This window comes from Clostridium budayi, assembly GCF_055396605.1.
The window spans coordinates 2,104,045-2,120,944 of the sequence record NZ_AP042456.1 but is presented as its reverse complement, the minus strand read 5'-3'; the positions used below and the strand labels follow the sequence as shown (position 1 = coordinate 2,120,944).

The window sequence follows — 16,900 nt, the reverse complement described above, 5'->3', positions numbered from 1 at the left end:
TAGGAGTATTGTATACGCAGGGGTTTCATCTAAGTTTATTAAGAATATATAAGAATTCTAACGTATAAGTGATACGAAAAACTGTAGTACCAATAAGATTTATAGCCTTAGTCAACAATTTTAATTGACTAAGGCTTTTTTAATAGCTATATTGTTTAAAACATATTATATTTATTTTGTAATATTAACACTAATTTTTATTATAAAATTAATGCTATCTTGTGTAGCTAATATTTATCTAGTTTGCATTTTCCAAGTATCTAGTTGCACAATGAGCAAAGAAAGCAGATCCCTCTTGAAGTACATCTTCATTAAATAATACTTTTGGATTATGAGCAGTGTAGCTTTCTTTGTCTGTAAATCCGGCTGATAAGAACATATATGTTCCAGGTACATGACTTAATACAATAGCAAAGTCTTCAGAAGCACTGGCTGTAGTATCTCCAACTGGCATAAAAGCTGGAATATCAAGCTCTTTCATATAACCAAGCATTTCTCTTGTAAACTCAGGATCGCATATCAGTGGTGGAACTGATGGAAGCCAAGAGATGGTAGCTTCTCCTCTAAATGTAGCAGCGACACCTTTTGCTACTTCTACAATTCTATTTTTTAAATACTCATCTGTTTCTTTTGATATGGTTCTCATAGTTCCCTGCATCATAGTAGTTTCAGGAATTATATTACTTGTAGAGCCACCTGAAAGATGGCCAATTGTAAGAAGTGCTGGAGTTGACGGATTAGTTTCTCTTGCGATTAACTCTTGAAGCGCCAAATAAATGTGAACTGCTATGTTTAGTGAATCAATGGATTCGTGAGGAGTTGCACCGTGAGAGCCTTTACCTTTGATATTGATTTTAAATCCTGTAGAAGAAAACATAGCAGCATCTTTGTCGTTATATGCGCAAATTCCTACTGGAGCTTTTCCTGCACCAACATGAAATGATAATGCTCTGTCAACGTGAGGATTTTCTAAAATTCCTGCATCTATCATAGCTTTTGCACCTTGGAAAGTTTCTTCTCCAGGTTGAAACATAAGCTTAATAGTACCATTAATATTTTCTTCATTTTCCTTTAGCATTTTTGCTGCACCTAGAAGCATAGAAGTATGCAAATCATGTCCACAGGTATGAGCAGAACCTGGATTTTTGCTACAAAAGCTAAGACCACTTTCTTCTGTCATGGGAAGTGCATCCATGTCAGCTCTAAGTAGTATACAAGGACCCTGACCGTTTCCAATAGTTGCAACTACGCCACTATTTATGATTTGTTTTGGTTCATAACCAAAGCTTTTCAGTTTTTTCATAACAAGTTCAGTAGTATAAGGAAGATTCATTCCTACTTCTGCGTTTGAGTGTAAATTTCGTCTAAATGAGATTATCTCATCTTTTAGTTCTTTTGCTCTTTCCCAATAATTCATATGATCTACCCTTTCGTTAAAATACTTAAAGTTCATAAAATAATATATCTTATGAAATATAATATAGTAAAAACGTTTATATTGTCAAAAACTATCCAGATATAATTAAATCTAAATATTGCAAAACAATAGAAAAATAAGAAATACTTAGATAAAAAAAGGTTGTTCATTTTGAGCAACCTTTTTAATGTATATTCTTTCTATTATATTTTAATGGTAATTTGCTCACCCCTTTGTGATTTAACTTCTACAACTTTTAATCTCTTATAACCTTTTAAGCTACCTTTTACTGCTTTAAAAAGTTGTAAAGTTATCTTTTTTTTGTTTAAGGCTGAGCTAGAAATGTAATAGAACTAATAAAATTAAGGAGGAATTAAGGTTAACGAAAAGAAAGATTAAACAAACTAGTTGGAATATTTTCCGGTAATGGGAATTGAATTTTGGTAAAAAGTACATATAATAATAATTGTAAACGTTAAACGAGGGGGTTTATTAAATGAATACGTTATCAAAATTTATTGAAGAAAAAATGGTTCCAGTAGTTTCAAAGTTTGCCTCAATGAGATATATGAGAGCTTTAAAAGCTGGATTTATGGTAGTAATGCCATTAACAATAATAGCATCAGTATTTTTATTAATTACTGATTTTCCTATACCAGGGTATCCAGAGTTCATGGCAAATATATTTGGAGAGGGGTGGGATAGTTTCCTTTCACCAGCATATAGAGCAACATTCGATATTATGGGATTAATGCTAGCTGGTACAGTAGCATATAAGCTTGCAGAAGCTTCTGAGATGGAAGATCCTTTACCAGTAATGGTAATTGCAATAGTAGCATATATAATCGTAACACCTAAGTTTGTTACTGCTGAGTCTGGGGAAGTTTTAAATAAAGTAATTCCAATGGCTTGGTTAGGTACAAAAGGGGTAATAACTGCACTTATAATGAGTATTACATCTACTGAAATTTATAGATTTATAGTAAGAAAAAATATGGTTATTAAATTACCTGAAAATGTTCCACCAATGGTTTCAAGATCATTTTCATCATTAATACCAGGTGTAGTTGTAGTTGGATTTGCTTTATTAGTAAATGGTATATTCTTATCAATGGATAAATCAATGCACGAATTTATATACGAAATATTACAAATTCCGCTACAAGGTTTAACAGCATCACCTTTAGCTATAACAGTGGTTGCTGGATTAAACGGATTCTTATGGTGGTTTGGTATACATCCAACAGTTGTTAACTCAATTGTTAACCCACTTTTAAATGCAAATTCAGTTGAAAACTTAGAAATGTACAAGCAAGGTATATTAACATTAGACAATGCTAATATAGGAACAATACAAATGATTGACCAATTCGCTACAATAGGTGGAGCAGGAATGACTATAGGATTAGTTATATCTATGATAATAGTGGCTAAGTCACAAAGAATGAAGATGATGAGTAAGTTAAGTACAGTTCCAGCTTTATTTAATATAAATGAACCAATAGTATTTGGATTACCAGTAATTTTAAATCCGTTAATGTTGATTCCATTAACATTAGCACCAATTGTATCAGTATTAATTGCATATGGCTCAATATTAATAGGATTCATGAAACCTTTTAATGGAGTTGTAGCACCTTGGCCAACGCCACCGATATTTAGTGGATTCTTAGTAAGTGGATGGCAAGGAGCTGTAGTTCAAGTAGTTGCAATAATAGCAGCAGTTGTAATATACTATCCATTTATAGTAGCATTAGATAAACAATATAGAGCAGAAGAAGAAACTGTATAATCTATAAAGAATATATGGAGGGAATGCACATGAAATTACATAGAAGAATATCAGAAAATACAAAGTATTTAAGTAAATTAGAGAAAGAATTATTAAAATTGCTATTGGAAAATAAACAACTATTTACATATGGAACATTTACAATAGCAAATATTTCAAAAAAATTCTCGATAAGTAGTACTAGTGTGCATCGCCTTTCGAAGAAATTAGGATATAAGAGTTTTATACAATTTAAGGATGATTATTTTAAGAAGTCAGACAAAGAAGAAGTCAGTGTTGAACAAAATGATACACATTTTATCGAGGCAATGATAGATACATATAAGCTAGTAAAACAGGCAGATATAGAATCTATAGTAGATAAAATGAGTGAATGTAAAAAGATAACTATATATGGAATGGGAATGAGTAATTATTTAGGAAAAATGTTTCAGATAAAATTACAGCTTTTAGGGATTCCAGTAGAGCAACACGATGATTCAAGATTTATGAGATTATCAAGTAAGATATTAAATAAAGACACTGATTTAGTATTTATGTTATCAAGAAGCGGAGAAACTGGTGAATTACTTGAAGTATTAGTAGAAACTAATATGAGAGGAGTGGATGTAGTTTTAATAACTGAAACAAGAAATTCAACCTTCGAAAGTTTATGTAAGTACGTAGTATATACTGCATTTACCCATGATTTGGATAGCAATATAGATACTAGATTAAACTTTCATATAGCAATGGATTATATAATTAAAAGGTTTGTTGAGAAGCATATAGATAGGAGATAGATATGTATAATTTTGAGGACATATTAGATAGAAAAAATAATGGGTCTAAAAAATGGAGTGAAGAATATATTAAAAAAAGATTTAAACTAGAAGACACAGAAGAAATATATCCATTATTTATTGCAGATATGGACTTTAAATTACCAGATGAAATAATAAGACCAGTTTTAGATAATATTATGTCTGGGGATTTTGGATATTTTGATGTGAAAGATTCCTTCTACAATAGTATTGAAAAATGGTATAAGGAACAGTACAAGTGTGATATTAAAAGAGAGTGGATAGTTCCTTCAATAGGAGCATTAACATCTATGAATTTAATTGTAGAAAATATTTTTGATAAAAATGATAAGATACTTATATTTACTCCAGTATACGGACCTTTTAAAGATGCAATTAAAAATAATAATATGACGTTAGTATGTCATAAGTTATTTATTAAAAATAATAGATATTATATTGATTTTGAAAAACTAGAAAGTCAATTAAAGGATGTTAGAGGAATAATACTATGTAATCCGCACAATCCGTCTGGTAGGTGTTGGAGTAAGGATGAATTGGAAAGATTAATAGGTCTTTGTAATAAGAATAATATTACAATTATATCTGATGAAGTACATGGGGATCTTACTTTAAAAGATAATAACTTTGTATCATTAGCTAGGTATTTAGATAATCAAAAAGACATAATTGTAATATCTTCACCAAACAAAACATTTAATATTGCTGGATTAAATATATCAATATTTTTATGCAGCAATAAAATGCTAAGAGAGTCTCTTGAAAATGAATTTAATAAAAGAAAAATGCATGTAAATAGAATAGGATGTGATTTTTCAACTATATGCTACGAAAATGGATATGAGTGGGTAAAAGCCTTAAAAATAAATCTTAATGAAAACATGAATTTAGTAATGGATATAATTAATAATACAAATATAGAAATTATAGAGCCTGAAGCAGGATATTTGTTATGGGTTAAGTTGCCTTATATAAGCAATATTGATGATTTTGTTATTGAGTTAGCTAATAATAAAAAGGTTCTGTTAGAAACAGGTAGTAGATTTATTGAAAATTATGAAGGTTTTTTAAGAATAAACATAGCCACAAGTAAAGAGATATTAAGAGAAGCAATGTTAAGGTTAGTGGATTTTTATAATAGTTATAATAGTAAAGATAGACAGGAGAGATTAAAATGAAAAAAGAATTAATTAATACAGTAAATGCTCCAGCAGCAATAGGACCATATTCACATGCAAATAAAATAGGAAATTTAGTATATACATCAGGACAACTACCAATTAATCCAGAAACTAAGGAGTTAGTTACAGAAATAAAAGAGGCTACTAAGCAAAGTTTAGAAAATGTTAAGGCCATATTAGAGGAAGCTGGTACTACTATGGATAAGGTAGTTAAGTCTACAGTATTTGTTAAGGATTTAGGTCAATTTGCAGAACTTAATGAAGTTTATAGTGAGTATTTTGGGACTAACCCACCAGCAAGAAGCTGTGTTCAAGTAGCTAAGTTACCTATGGATGCTGTAGTTGAAATAGAAGTTATAGCAGTGATAGAATAGAAAAAAATAATCACATTCAGCATAAATAACTGAATGTGATTATTTTTGTTTTTATTAAATGAGAATTAAGTAAAAAGGTTGTTCATTTTGAGCAACCTTTTTAATATATATTATTTTTACTATATTTTAATTGTAATATGCTCGCCACTTTGTGATTTGACTTCCACTACTTTTAATCCTTTATAACCTTTTAAGCTACCTTTCACTGCTTTAAAAAGTTGTAAAGTTATCTTTTTTTGCTGTTTATTAAGTTGTTTCTTTGGAATGAATCTTATTATTAAACCTCCAATAGATAATGGTACTGGTAAAGTTAAATTGAATTCTTTACTTTTTATTGAAACTATCATTTAGAGACCTCTAATCTATAACTATTTTAACTGTGTCTCCTTCACTGGAGCAGACATCTACTATTTCCCCCATAACTTCATTATCTAAACAAGATACTAAAGTATTCATTAGTTCATCTATATCAATTCCATTCATACCTTCAATAGATGCAGATATAGGTAATTTACCACTGATCTTTAAAACTTCTTTAATCACTTTAATTGGTAACTGTATATTTACCTTATCACCATCATGACTTAAAACTTTAACTTTTAAAAATTTATCCTCATATCTTTTAGGTGTTATAGTTTCAGTATTTTTTGATGTATTTTCTAAAGCATCAATTAATTCCTTTGCTTTATCAGCAGAAATCTTACCGTCTTCAACCATTTTTAATATTATCATAACTTCTTCATTCACAATAATCCCTCCTAATTTTACTCTTTTAATTTACTAATTGCTTCATCAACTGAGATATCTCCCTTTTCTAGGGAAGCTAAAATATCTTTATTATCTTCTTTAACTTTAGTTTCTTTTGATGAATAACCTAAATTTTCAATAACTTCATCTAATTTTGCTCTAACTGTTGGATATGAAATGCCCAATTCTCTTTCAACTTCTTTTATATTTCCTCTACATTTTATAAAGTTTTCTATAAAATATAATTGCTCATTAGTTAAATAATCAAATTTAGATAATTCAAATTCATTATCTATAACAGTATTACAACTGTTACATCTTAATTTTATTGCTTTTAGTTTATTAGAACATACCGGACAACGACTTAGTAGTTTATACATAAATTACCTCCAATCTCTAATAATAGATTAACCTTTTCTCTATAAAATGTAAATACTTTTATTTAATATTATTAATTATAAAATTAATAATATTAATATTATAATATAGGAAATATTAATATATTCAATATTGATATTAATATTTCAATAGCTCTATTTTTATATTTGAAAATTGACAGATGTACTAATTACGATATACTCCTATGTATAAATTTCAATGATTTGGAGGTGGGAGGTATGTTTATCTAAAGTTTGACCAATAGCTGGATGGCAAGTTTATACTAGTGTAGAAAATAGCAAAGAATTATAAGTAACGTATTTTATAATTAGGGATTTATGTAGTTATTATTAAAGGAGAGGAAGAACTAACTGGATAAACTATATTCAGCATGAAGATTAAATTTTTGCTGAATATAGTTTTTTATTATATATAAATATTGATTATTTTTTAATCCATGATGTAATATAAGTAAAGTTTTTATATTGTTTATCTTTTATAGAATTAAGTGAAGCAAATTCACCATGTATATTATTTTCAATAGCTAATAAATGGAAGTGACAAAGTGCTATTCCAATATCAATTTTAGTTAACCCTTTAAGAGTAGTAAGATAAAAATGTATATTATTATCTTCTTTTAATACCCTCCAAGGTTGCTTATTAAGTGCTGATGGAGCTAGTCTTAACATTTCAAGTGGTTCAAAATATTCATCAGAAGCATTAGGTTCAAGTGGAGTATCAAAGTCTTTATTAAAGAATATTTCTGAATAAGGTTTACGTTTATTAGTGTTACTACCAAATAAAGTTGCCATAAGAGATTTCTTACCTCCTTCATATCCAACAGGAGCAACTATTGGTAATACTTCATTTTCTCCTAAGTTCATAGTTTTTGCAAATTCACCTTTATTAAAAGTACCGCCTAGCCATACAGTACCTAATCCTAAAGAAGTACAATATAAAATAACTTTTTCTAATGTATATCCTAGTGTTGTTAAAGATAAATCATCGTTTTCGCAAACTGCTACTAGAAAATAATTTGAACCCTTTATAACACCATATGTTCCAAGCTTTAGTTCTTTATTAGAATTATCTTTTTTTATCAACTTAATTTTTATTTTTTTATTAAAAGGGTTTTCTACAGTATCAATATAATTTTCTATTTTTTCTATTATATCTTTAGAGATAGGTTTGTCATTATAGTTTCTAACAGAATGTCTAGCTTCTATTAATTCCTTTATTGGTTTATTAAATATATTACTCATAATAAATACCTCCTGTAAATATATTTGACATTTATATGCCTAAAATCTATAATTTCTTTGTTGTTTAAATAATATCGTTATGTGGAATAACTAGATTATATCATTCTAAATTGATAAGTGTCTAATTCAAATAAATCATAAATATATAACTAAAAGTTATATATTATATGTAAATTTTAATATGAAAATTATAAAGTGGGAGATAAAATGAATTTACAACAATTAGAATATTTTAAAGTAATAGCAGAAACTAAAAATTTTACTACAGCTTCTAATATATTATCTGTAACTCAGCCAGCATTAAGCAAAGCTATATCAAAATTAGAAGAAGAATTAGATGTTTCACTTTTTGAAAGAGAAGGTAGAAATATAAAAATTACTAAATTTGGAGAAGTGTTTTTAAAATATGCTGATTCAGCACTAAGAGAAATTGAAAGAGGAAAAGATAAGCTTCAAGATATGAAAAAAAATAATGATAGAGTTATTTCTATAGCAACTACTCATTGTATTGGAGCAACCTATATACCATTTTTAATAGGCAACTTCTTTAATAACAAATTACAAGTCAAATTTAATATTAACAATCAAACTACAGAAGAAACTTTAAAAGATTTAAAGTATGGTAGAGTAGATTTTGGCTTTTTTGATAATATAAAAGCGATTGAAAATTATCCGGAAATAGAGTCCATATTAGTAAAAAAAGAAGAATATGTTTTAATAGTACCTAAGAATCATCATTTAGCAAATAAAGAAGAAGTATACTTAAATGATCTAAAAGATGAATATTTTATAGTGTATAAAGATAAATATGATGATGAAAAAATATCATATTCTGAATTTATAGACTATACACCTAAGATAGTTGCTGAACCAGATGAAGGGAGTGTTCTTGCTGGATTAGTTTCAGCTGGAGCTGGCGTTGCAATAGTTTTAAATACACCTATAATGAATAATAATAAGCTTTCTATACTTAAGATAAAGGATAATATAGAACATAAGAGTATTTATATGGGGTGGAACAAAGAGTTATATACTTCTGAAATTAAAAAAGAATTTAAGGAGTATGTTGTAAAGTTAGGCTAAGTATATAAATATTTCAAAGAGATAAAAATAGGTGGATGTATCAAAAGTTATTTTGATACATTCACTTCTTTTCTATTAAAAAATAATAATGTTTTTTATGGAAATATTAAAGTTTAATGTGAAAAATTAATAAAATAACAAATAAAAATATGTTATTTTATATTTACACAATATTAATTTTCATGATAAAATAGGATAAAATATTGTAGCTTAGTAGGATGGACAGGAAACAGAAGAATATGTAAAGTACTTATAAAGTTTTATAAATACTTAGAAGAAAGTTTATAGTAGGAATCTGTTAAGTTGTTATGAAAAAATAGCTTAATAAATCATAGATTTTCTCGTTCTTTGAAAATTATATAAGTTTGACTATATTTGCGCATGGCAAATAAACCTGCAAAATATAATTTTTCAAGCAGGTTAATCAAAGATATTCTTAATAAATTAAGCAGCTATAAACCAAGATTGCCTAGATAAATTATCACTAGAGAAGCCAGCGACTTCAGCGGGAGTAAGGTTATTTAACGACCCATGAATTCTTATAAAATTATAGTGAAATATAAACATAAAAATAAGATTATTAGCTTTTTCAAATGAGTTAAATCCTTTTTTGGACTTATACCAAGCTTTAAAAGTCTTATTAAAAGATTCTATAAGATTATTATTTATATCACTAGACATTGGCTTAACTGGTACATGTTTTGTTTCCGGTAATAGCGTAGCTATCGCTTCGTTATAAGCTGGCCATCTATCTGTAATTAGGTTAGAGGGTGAACCATATTTTTTAGCTTCATTGATCAGAGAAAAAGCAGAGCTTTCATTTCTATATCTACTTAAATGAAAAGATATTATAAATCGCGTTTCAGAGTCTATAACTAACCATAAATAATGTTTTACTCCGTTAATAAAAACAACAGTCTCATCAGCGTGCCAATCGTCAGATTGCAAATCTACTTGTTGTTTAAAGTTATCTGCTTTGAGTTTAAAGTATGGAGCAAATTTATTGCTCCAGTTAGCGATAGTTACATGAGACACTTTTATATTAAAGGTGTTCATAAGAAATTGAGATATAGCTCTAGTTGATGTATTGTTCAAGTAATATAATGTTAGTGCTGTAATAATAATTTGTAATGGGAATCGCATTCCTTTCATAGAAAGGGCCCCGGTAATAGCTTCGCTAGATGGTGAATCAATATTAAAATTATGATGTTGCACAATAATATGATTACATTTTTTATTATTACATTTATATCTATTATAGTGTTTGTAAGAATGATGTAAATAAGTTCCTTTATCACACTTTGGACACTTAGGATACTTCATTTTAGGAACTCCATCACCATCGCTAGCGATGAATTGGCGCTTACATTTTTTACATTGATATTTTTGATTAGCCTGTTTGTCAAAACCAAATTTATATAGTTTATTAGAGTGACAACGAGGGCATCTAATATTTGTTTTGTTCATTGTTTTCTCTCTCCTTTTCTAGGGGGTAATTTAGTCTTTGCAAACTTATTGTATTTCCTAAGGTTGAGAGAATCAATGTTCATATAACTTAACAGATCGTATAGTAGTATAGGGGGGATGAACATGAAAAAAAAGCATGATTTCATAGCAGTTGGATTTACAATATTCGCAATATTTTTTGGTGCAGGAAACTTAATATTTCCGCCAGAGATTGGGATAAATTCAGGTAAAGATTGGTTTATATCTTTATTAGGATTTTTTATTTCAGGAATAGGACTACCCCTTCTTGGAATATTAGCACTTAATAAAGCAGGAACACTTGAAAAGTTTGGAGAAAAGATAGGATCTAAATTTACAAATATTTATACAGCACTAATACTTATATGCTTAGGACCTATTGTTGCTATTCCTAGAACAGGAGCTAGTACGTATGAAATGAGTGTGTTGCCTAATTTAGGTAATATAGTAAGCCCTGGAGTTTTTGCGATTATATTCTTTGGAATAACACTTTTATTAACTTTAAAACCAACAAAGATAGTAGGATACATAGGAAAGTTGTTAACACCAATTATTTTAGTTATACTTTTTGTTATTATAATTAAAGGTATATTCTTTACGGATCATATGTTTACACAAGGAACAGTAAATGCATTTAGTTACGGATTTATAAATGGATATCAACCAATGGATGCTTTAGGTGCACCACTTACAGCAGTAATTGCAATAAATGCTATAGTAGCATTAGGATACACTAAAGATTCAGAGAAAAAATCTATACTTAAAAAGGCAAGTATAGTATCAAGTATTGGTTTTGTATTTGTTTATGGAGGACTTCTATTCTTAGGAGCAGCCCTTGGAGGATATTTTGAACAAGGAGTAAGCCAAACTGAATTAACTATAGGTATTACACATTTAATTTTAGGAAATCTAGGTAAAGTAGCACTTGGTATTGCAGTTGCAGCAGCATGTCTTACAACAGCAATTGGATTAACTGCTATGGTAGGAGAATTTTTTTCAAAGCTATTAAAAGTTAAATATGAAATTATAGTTACAGTAATTTGTGTTTCATCAGCGATAATTTCAATTGCAGGTATAGGTAGTATAATAAAACTTGCGTTACCAATACTTATGATTTTCTATCCAATACAAATAATTCTTATATTATTTAATATAATTGGAGTGAATAGCAGATTAACTTACAAAGTTACAGTATATACAACTCTTATAGTATCTATTTTAGATGTATTACATACTCAATTTGGAGTAACAGGACTTAACAAATTATTTGATTTTGTACCATTAGCGAGTGTAGGCTTTGCATGGGTACTGCCAGCTATAATTGCAGTTGTAGTTTCATTAATACTTAATAGGTTTAATAAGGAAAATATAGATGCATCTATTGATTTACTAGATGCAGAGTAAGAAAATATTAGTCTTAATCATTTATATTATTTGGTTAAGACTATTTTTTATATCTAAAAATTGCTTAAATGTGTAACTTAAAGGTTACTTAGAATTGAATTTTATAGTGAGAATTGAAGGTACTAAATACTTAATATAAAAAGCATATATAAGTATATTATAGTTATATAAGTTACTTACTTTTTTTTAGTAAGTATGCTAGAATGTATGCAGGCGGTGATTGAATTTGGAAAAATATCATATGTGTCCAAAGTTTGAAAATGCTTTTCAATTACTAGGAAAGAGATGGACTGGACTAATTATAAGAACATTACTTAGCGGACAAAAGCGCTTTTCTGATATAGTAGATGCAATTCCAAATATGAGTGCTCGTATGTTAACAGAAAGGTTTAAAGAATTAGAAAGCGAAGGAATTATTATTAGAAAAGTTTATCCAGAAACACCTGTACGTATAGAATATGAGCTTACAGAAAAAGGTAAGGAACTAGAAGTTGTTATGGAAGAAATTCAAAAGTGGGCAGAAAAATGGAATTAAATAAAGCGAAAATAAAACGAATCTCCTATTGATTTTTGGGAGGTTCTTTTTATTTAGTTGCAACTCCATTAAACTTATTAATCCATTTTTTTAATTAGATTAAAAAGTATTGACTAATTGTAGTTAATGTGTAATAATTATTTTAAAGTTAGTTACTAAAAGTAATCAACTAAATAAATTTAACTTTGATAAAATTAACATAGTAAGTTATTTTTATTAAACTATATAAAAGGAGTGTTGTGAAATGTTAAGAAAAATAGATAGTAGAAATATGGGAAGTAGCAATTTTGGATGGTTAAGAAGTAAATTCCATTTCTCATTTGCAGAGTATTATAATCCTAATAACATAAACTTTGGAGTTTTAAGAGTTATAAATGATGACCTAATTGAGCCTAATACTGGATTTGATATTCATCCTCATAAAGATATGGAGATAATATCATATGTTGTTAATGGTGAAATAACTCATGGAGATAGTATGGGTAATAAAAAGACTTTAAGTCGTGGAGATGTGCAATATATGAGTGCAGGAACTGGAGTTTATCATAGTGAGCATAATTTCGGAAAAGATACATTAAGACTTCTACAAATATGGATTTTACCTGATAAGCAAGGTCATACACATAGTTATGGAGATTATAAATTTAATTGGAATGATAGAGAAAATAAATGGCTTCATATTGTTTCAAGCAAAGCTGGAAATGCACCAATAAAAATAAATCAAGATATGAATATTTACGTTTTAGAGCTTGAAAAAGGAAAAGAGATTGATTTTAAAGTTAATAAAGAAAGACAAGCTTACTTAGTTCAAATAGAAGGTAGTTCATTAATTAATACAGTTGAATTAAATGAAAGAGACGGAATGGAAATAGTTGAGGAAGATATTTTAATTAAGGCAAAAGAAACTTCTCACATTATGGTATTAGAAATGAAAAAACAAAACTAATATTATATGATAGTATAATTTAAAAAGTTGAATAGAAAATAGTATTAAGTAATTTTTTACTTAATACTATTTAATAATATAATTGAATAATAAATAATTAAAATGTTATAATATTAATAACATTATTTAGGAGGAAAGTTATGAGAACACTTAATAGTATTAAACAAAACAGAATACATCATCATTACTAGAGACTTGATCTGTAAAAGCAGATACAAGTCTATTAGCATTAGGCTTGCATCTCTAGGTAATGATAAATTAAGTGAAATCATAATTTATTTAGAGCCATGTGGGATATATGCCTACATGGCTTTTTTTGTATATAAAAATATTAAGGAGTGATTAAAATGAAAAGAAATATTATAAAACCAAGCATATTACCAGGATTTATGGAGCTATTACCAAAGGAACAACAAATATTTAATGATATAATATCTAAAATAACAAAAGTATATGAAGATAACAGATGTCTAGGGATAGACACGCCCATAATAGAAAAAGCAGAAGTATTACTTGCAAAGACTGGTGGAGAAACAGAAAAGCAAGTATATAGTTTTCAAAAGGGAAAAAACAACTTAGCTTTAAGGTTTGATTTAACAGTACCATTTGCTAGATATGTGGCTCAATATTATAACGACTTAGTTTTCTCATTTAAAAGATACCAAATAGGAAAGGTATATAGGGGAGAAAGAAATCAAAAAGGTAGATATAGAGAATTTTATCAATGTGATATTGATGTTATAGGTAAAGAAAAATTAAGTATAGACAATGATGCATGGGTTATAAGTTTAGCTTCTAAAGCTTTTAAAGCTATAGGATTGAATAATTATAGGTTTCAAATAAGTAATAGAAAGATATTAAAAGGTGTATTATCTGAACTTGAAATAGATAAAGTTAATGAAGTTATGATATTAATAGATAAGTATGACAAGATAGGTAAAGATATATTTTCTAAAGAGTTAGAAAATATTATAGGCTTTAATAAGAGTGATTATATTAATAGAGTGCTAGATATAAAAGGTAGTAATAAAGAAAGAATAGAAGAACTTTTAAAACTTAATATTGAAAATAAATACTTTACTGAAGGAATAGAAGAATTAAAGAAGATATGTTGTATATTAGAGATATTAGGTGTAAGTGATGAGAAATTTGAAATAAACTTAAAGATAATAAGAGGTTTAGATTACTATACAGGAACGGTTTTTGAAACTATATTAGTAGGAAATGAAGGTTATGGTTCTATTTGAAGAGGATTCATTAAAGAAAAAAATGAATTATGCTAATAAAATAGGTGTTAGTAATGTAATATTAATTGGTGAAGAAGAGATAGAAAAGAATGAAGTTAAAATAAAGAATATGAACTCTGGTGAGAGTAAGAATGTTGATTATAAATTATTATAAAATAATTCGCAAATTATTATAATAAAAAGCTTCCTATTAAGGTAGCTTTTTATCTTAAAATAGACTAAATACCATATTGGCATTATTATAAGATAGCAATCCAGAGGATTTTAGAGGATAGGGATATGTATATCCATTAATAGCTAAGGATGGAGGTGTATTAGAGAAATTGGTCATACTAAAGCTGATGTGGATTTAGCTAAGCTTGCATAAGCAAAGTAGGTAGCGATTATATGCGAATTTATGAATTAAGATGGAACTATGGCAAGAATGCCAGAATTTATAGAGTTTGCTAAAGTACATAAGTTAAAGATTATCACTATAGCAGATTTAGATGAGTATAGAAAAAAGAAGAGACAAAGGAAGCTTTAGTTGAAAGAGTTGTTGAGATAAAAATGTCAACAATATATTGTGATTTCAAAATGTTTGGATTTATAAATAAATTAAACGGAGAGCATCATGTTGCAATAGTTAATAGAAAAATAAATAAAGCATAGAAATTTTAGCAAGAGTTTACTTAGAATGTTTAATATGAGATGCTTTAGGTTCTAAAAGATGTAATTGTGGAGGGTAATATGATGTAGGGGTAGCAATTTTAAAAGATTTAGGGGATAGATTATTAAAATATTACGGATATAAATTTAAAAGTAAATTAATTTATCAAAAATGAATATGCGATATTTTTTTTAATTCGCAATTCATATAAAGTGTACATAAAAAAAGAAAAGAAAAACTTTTAATGGCATAAGGAAGAAATGATTTATAATAGTGAAAAACTCTAAATATATTATTTCATCTCAAATATAGAGTTGGAAATTGTATAAAGTCAGTAGATGATAAATAAATATAGATTTAATAGTAAGGTTAAGGTGCTTTTTAAAATAATAAGGAAATATAAGGAGTAATTTTTATATTTCTTTTTTATATTTTTTAGAATTTATTTTGGTAAATTTAACTAGTGAATAAGTAACTTGATTTAAAAACTAAATATTTATTAAAAATTTAGTAAAAAATAAGGGTAGGTTATGGTGAATTATAATATAAAAATACTGTGTTTATTTTAATTAAACTAAAATAATTGGTATAACAGAGAAAAAACTTAAAATATAAATATTAATAGTAAGGTGGTTTTGATAGAAATTGAAAAAATGCAAACAAAGAATAAATATTTAAATAAATTAAAATAAATATTTACTAAATAAATTTAGTTTGCTATAATCGGATTATAGGAAACGTATTCTAAAGAATTGTGAATTAGGAGGTATAGGCTATGAATAATGTGGTTGAACAATTAGAATTAAAGGCAAAACAATTAAGAAAGGATGTTTTAGAGGTAGTATATGAATCTAAAGCAGGTCATATAGGAGGTTCTCTTTCAAGTTTAGATATATTAACAACTCTATATTATAATGTTTTAAATGTTAATCCGAGTGAACCAAAAGATCCAAATAGAGACAGATTTATATTAAGTAAAGGTCATATTGCTGAATCACTTTATTGTGTACTAGCAGATAAAGGATATTTCAGTAAGGACAAGCTTAAAACTTATAGTAAATTTCAATCTACATTAATAGGACATCCAAATGTAAAGAATCCTGGAGTTGAGTTGAATACAGGTTCATTGGGTCATGGTTTATCAGCATCAGTAGGGATTGCGCTAGCTGGAAAAAGAGATAATAAAAAATATAGAGTATTTACATTAATGGGTGATGGAGAACAAGCTGAAGGTTCTATATGGGAAGCAGCAATGTCAGCGGCTCATTATAAATTAGATAATTTAGTGGCAATAGTTGATAGAAATGGACTTCAAATTTCAGGGACAACTGAAGAGGTCATGTCTTTGAATGATTTAGCAGGAAAGTGGACAAAATTTGGTTGGAATGTTGTTGAAGTTGATGGAAATAATGTAGAAGAATTATTAAAAGTATTCAGTAATGTACCAGAAGTCAAAGATAAACCAACTATGGTAATTGCAAAAACTGTAAAGGGAAAAGGAATTTCTTTTATGGAGAATAATGCTAAGTGGCATCATGGGGTTCCAACTGAAGCAGAATATTTACAAGCTATGAAAGAGTTAGAGGAGGATTGTTAA

At 27.7% G+C, this 16,900-nt stretch carries 15 protein-coding genes and 1 pseudogene; 10 read left to right on the top strand and 6 right to left on the bottom strand.

Going from position 1 to position 16,900, the window contains the following annotated elements; all coding sequences use genetic code 11:
* Nucleotides 1-238: 238 nt before the first annotated feature.
* Nucleotides 239-1,417 (bottom strand): M20 metallopeptidase family protein, encoded by a 1,179-nt coding sequence (locus ACZ5TJ_RS10200; protein WP_464199378.1) that lies wholly within the window; start codon nt 1,415-1,417, stop codon nt 239-241.
* Between the two features lie 496 nt (nt 1,418-1,913).
* Between ACZ5TJ_RS10200 and ACZ5TJ_RS10195 the strand changes: the two genes are divergently transcribed.
* From ACZ5TJ_RS10195 to ACZ5TJ_RS10180, 4 genes are read left to right on the top strand one after another with little or no spacing between them, the layout of a single operon-like run.
* Nucleotides 1,914-3,209 carry a PTS sugar transporter subunit IIC gene (locus tag ACZ5TJ_RS10195; protein WP_464199376.1) on the top strand — a complete coding sequence of 432 codons (1,296 nt, stop codon included), beginning with the start codon at nt 1,914-1,916 and terminating at the stop codon, nt 3,207-3,209.
* Between the two features lie 29 nt (nt 3,210-3,238).
* On the top strand, nt 3,239-3,991 hold the full coding sequence (locus ACZ5TJ_RS10190) for a MurR/RpiR family transcriptional regulator (protein WP_055207092.1): 753 nt from the start codon (nt 3,239-3,241) through the stop codon (nt 3,989-3,991).
* 2 nt (nt 3,992-3,993) lie between these two features.
* A complete protein-coding gene (locus ACZ5TJ_RS10185; protein ID WP_464199372.1) occupies nt 3,994-5,190 on the top strand; it encodes a MalY/PatB family protein in 1,197 nt (398 codons plus the stop codon).
* Nucleotides 5,187-5,567 carry a RidA family protein gene (locus ACZ5TJ_RS10180; protein WP_338596525.1) on the top strand — a complete coding sequence of 127 codons (381 nt, stop codon included), beginning with the start codon at nt 5,187-5,189 and terminating at the stop codon, nt 5,565-5,567. Before ACZ5TJ_RS10185 ends, ACZ5TJ_RS10180 begins: the two co-directional genes overlap by 4 nt.
* A 119-nt stretch (nt 5,568-5,686) precedes the next feature.
* Here the strand turns inward: ACZ5TJ_RS10180 and ACZ5TJ_RS10175 are convergent, their stop codons facing one another.
* The 4 genes from ACZ5TJ_RS10175 to ACZ5TJ_RS10160 form a co-directional block, all read right to left on the bottom strand.
* On the bottom strand, nt 5,687-5,914 hold the full coding sequence (locus tag ACZ5TJ_RS10175) for a hypothetical protein (RefSeq protein WP_464199369.1): 228 nt from the start codon (nt 5,912-5,914) through the stop codon (nt 5,687-5,689).
* Nucleotides 5,915-5,924: 10 nt separating this feature from the next.
* Nucleotides 5,925-6,314, bottom strand: a complete 390-nt coding sequence (locus ACZ5TJ_RS10170; protein WP_464199367.1) for an SHOCT-like domain-containing protein — start codon at nt 6,312-6,314, stop codon at nt 5,925-5,927.
* Nucleotides 6,315-6,331: 17 nt separating this feature from the next.
* Nucleotides 6,332-6,694 (bottom strand): DUF2089 family protein, encoded by a 363-nt coding sequence (locus ACZ5TJ_RS10165; RefSeq protein WP_464199365.1) that lies wholly within the window; start codon nt 6,692-6,694, stop codon nt 6,332-6,334.
* 441 nt (nt 6,695-7,135) lie between these two features.
* Nucleotides 7,136-7,954 carry a nitroreductase family protein gene (locus ACZ5TJ_RS10160; protein WP_464199363.1) on the bottom strand — a complete coding sequence of 273 codons (819 nt, stop codon included), beginning with the start codon at nt 7,952-7,954 and terminating at the stop codon, nt 7,136-7,138.
* Between the two features lie 207 nt (nt 7,955-8,161).
* On the opposite strand from ACZ5TJ_RS10160, the gene ACZ5TJ_RS10155 reads away from it, so the two are divergent.
* Nucleotides 8,162-9,037 carry a LysR family transcriptional regulator gene (locus tag ACZ5TJ_RS10155; RefSeq protein WP_464199361.1) on the top strand — a complete coding sequence of 292 codons (876 nt, stop codon included), beginning with the start codon at nt 8,162-8,164 and terminating at the stop codon, nt 9,035-9,037.
* Between the two features lie 444 nt (nt 9,038-9,481).
* Here the strand turns inward: ACZ5TJ_RS10155 and ACZ5TJ_RS10150 are convergent, their stop codons facing one another.
* Nucleotides 9,482-10,504, bottom strand: coding sequence for an IS6 family transposase (locus tag ACZ5TJ_RS10150; RefSeq protein ID WP_464198879.1), 1,023 nt, complete (start codon nt 10,502-10,504; stop codon nt 9,482-9,484).
* 123 nt (nt 10,505-10,627) lie between these two features.
* On the opposite strand from ACZ5TJ_RS10150, the gene brnQ reads away from it, so the two are divergent.
* The 5 genes and pseudogenes from brnQ to ACZ5TJ_RS10125 all read left to right on the top strand — a co-directional run bounded on the left by brnQ (nt 10,628) and on the right by ACZ5TJ_RS10125 (nt 16,900).
* Nucleotides 10,628-11,926 (top strand): branched-chain amino acid transport system II carrier protein, encoded by a 1,299-nt coding sequence (brnQ, locus tag ACZ5TJ_RS10145; RefSeq protein ID WP_464199359.1) that lies wholly within the window; start codon nt 10,628-10,630, stop codon nt 11,924-11,926.
* A gap of 226 nt (nt 11,927-12,152) precedes the next feature.
* Nucleotides 12,153-12,461 carry a winged helix-turn-helix transcriptional regulator gene (locus tag ACZ5TJ_RS10140; protein WP_224168085.1) on the top strand — a complete coding sequence of 103 codons (309 nt, stop codon included), beginning with the start codon at nt 12,153-12,155 and terminating at the stop codon, nt 12,459-12,461.
* Between the two features lie 244 nt (nt 12,462-12,705).
* Complete coding sequence (locus ACZ5TJ_RS10135) at nt 12,706-13,407, top strand: pirin family protein (RefSeq protein ID WP_464199356.1); 702 nt, start codon at nt 12,706-12,708, stop codon at nt 13,405-13,407.
* Between the two features lie 347 nt (nt 13,408-13,754).
* Nucleotides 13,755-14,808 (top strand): annotated as a pseudogene (locus ACZ5TJ_RS10130) (histidine--tRNA ligase).
* Between the two features lie 1,270 nt (nt 14,809-16,078).
* Nucleotides 16,079-16,900 (top strand): transketolase, encoded by an 822-nt coding sequence (locus tag ACZ5TJ_RS10125; RefSeq protein ID WP_448874650.1) that lies wholly within the window; start codon nt 16,079-16,081, stop codon nt 16,898-16,900.

Coding starts and splice junctions, on each gene's coding strand:
- ACZ5TJ_RS10195 (WP_464199376.1), top strand. CDS start 1,914: ATGAATACGTTATCAAAATTTATTGAAGAAAAAATGGTTCCAGTAGTT.
- ACZ5TJ_RS10200 (WP_464199378.1), bottom strand. CDS start 1,417: ATGAATTATTGGGAAAGAGCAAAAGAACTAAAAGATGAGATAATCTCA.
- ACZ5TJ_RS10160 (WP_464199363.1), bottom strand. CDS start 7,954: ATGAGTAATATATTTAATAAACCAATAAAGGAATTAATAGAAGCTAGA.
- ACZ5TJ_RS10190 (WP_055207092.1), top strand. CDS start 3,239: ATGAAATTACATAGAAGAATATCAGAAAATACAAAGTATTTAAGTAAA.
- ACZ5TJ_RS10180 (WP_338596525.1), top strand. CDS start 5,187: ATGAAAAAAGAATTAATTAATACAGTAAATGCTCCAGCAGCAATAGGA.
- ACZ5TJ_RS10175 (WP_464199369.1), bottom strand. CDS start 5,914: ATGATAGTTTCAATAAAAAGTAAAGAATTCAATTTAACTTTACCAGTA.
- ACZ5TJ_RS10185 (WP_464199372.1), top strand. CDS start 3,994: ATGTATAATTTTGAGGACATATTAGATAGAAAAAATAATGGGTCTAAA.
- ACZ5TJ_RS10135 (WP_464199356.1), top strand. CDS start 12,706: ATGTTAAGAAAAATAGATAGTAGAAATATGGGAAGTAGCAATTTTGGA.
- ACZ5TJ_RS10125 (WP_448874650.1), top strand. CDS start 16,079: ATGAATAATGTGGTTGAACAATTAGAATTAAAGGCAAAACAATTAAGA.
- ACZ5TJ_RS10155 (WP_464199361.1), top strand. CDS start 8,162: ATGAATTTACAACAATTAGAATATTTTAAAGTAATAGCAGAAACTAAA.
- ACZ5TJ_RS10165 (WP_464199365.1), bottom strand. CDS start 6,694: ATGTATAAACTACTAAGTCGTTGTCCGGTATGTTCTAATAAACTAAAA.
- ACZ5TJ_RS10150 (WP_464198879.1), bottom strand. CDS start 10,504: ATGAACAAAACAAATATTAGATGCCCTCGTTGTCACTCTAATAAACTA.
- brnQ (WP_464199359.1), top strand. CDS start 10,628: ATGAAAAAAAAGCATGATTTCATAGCAGTTGGATTTACAATATTCGCA.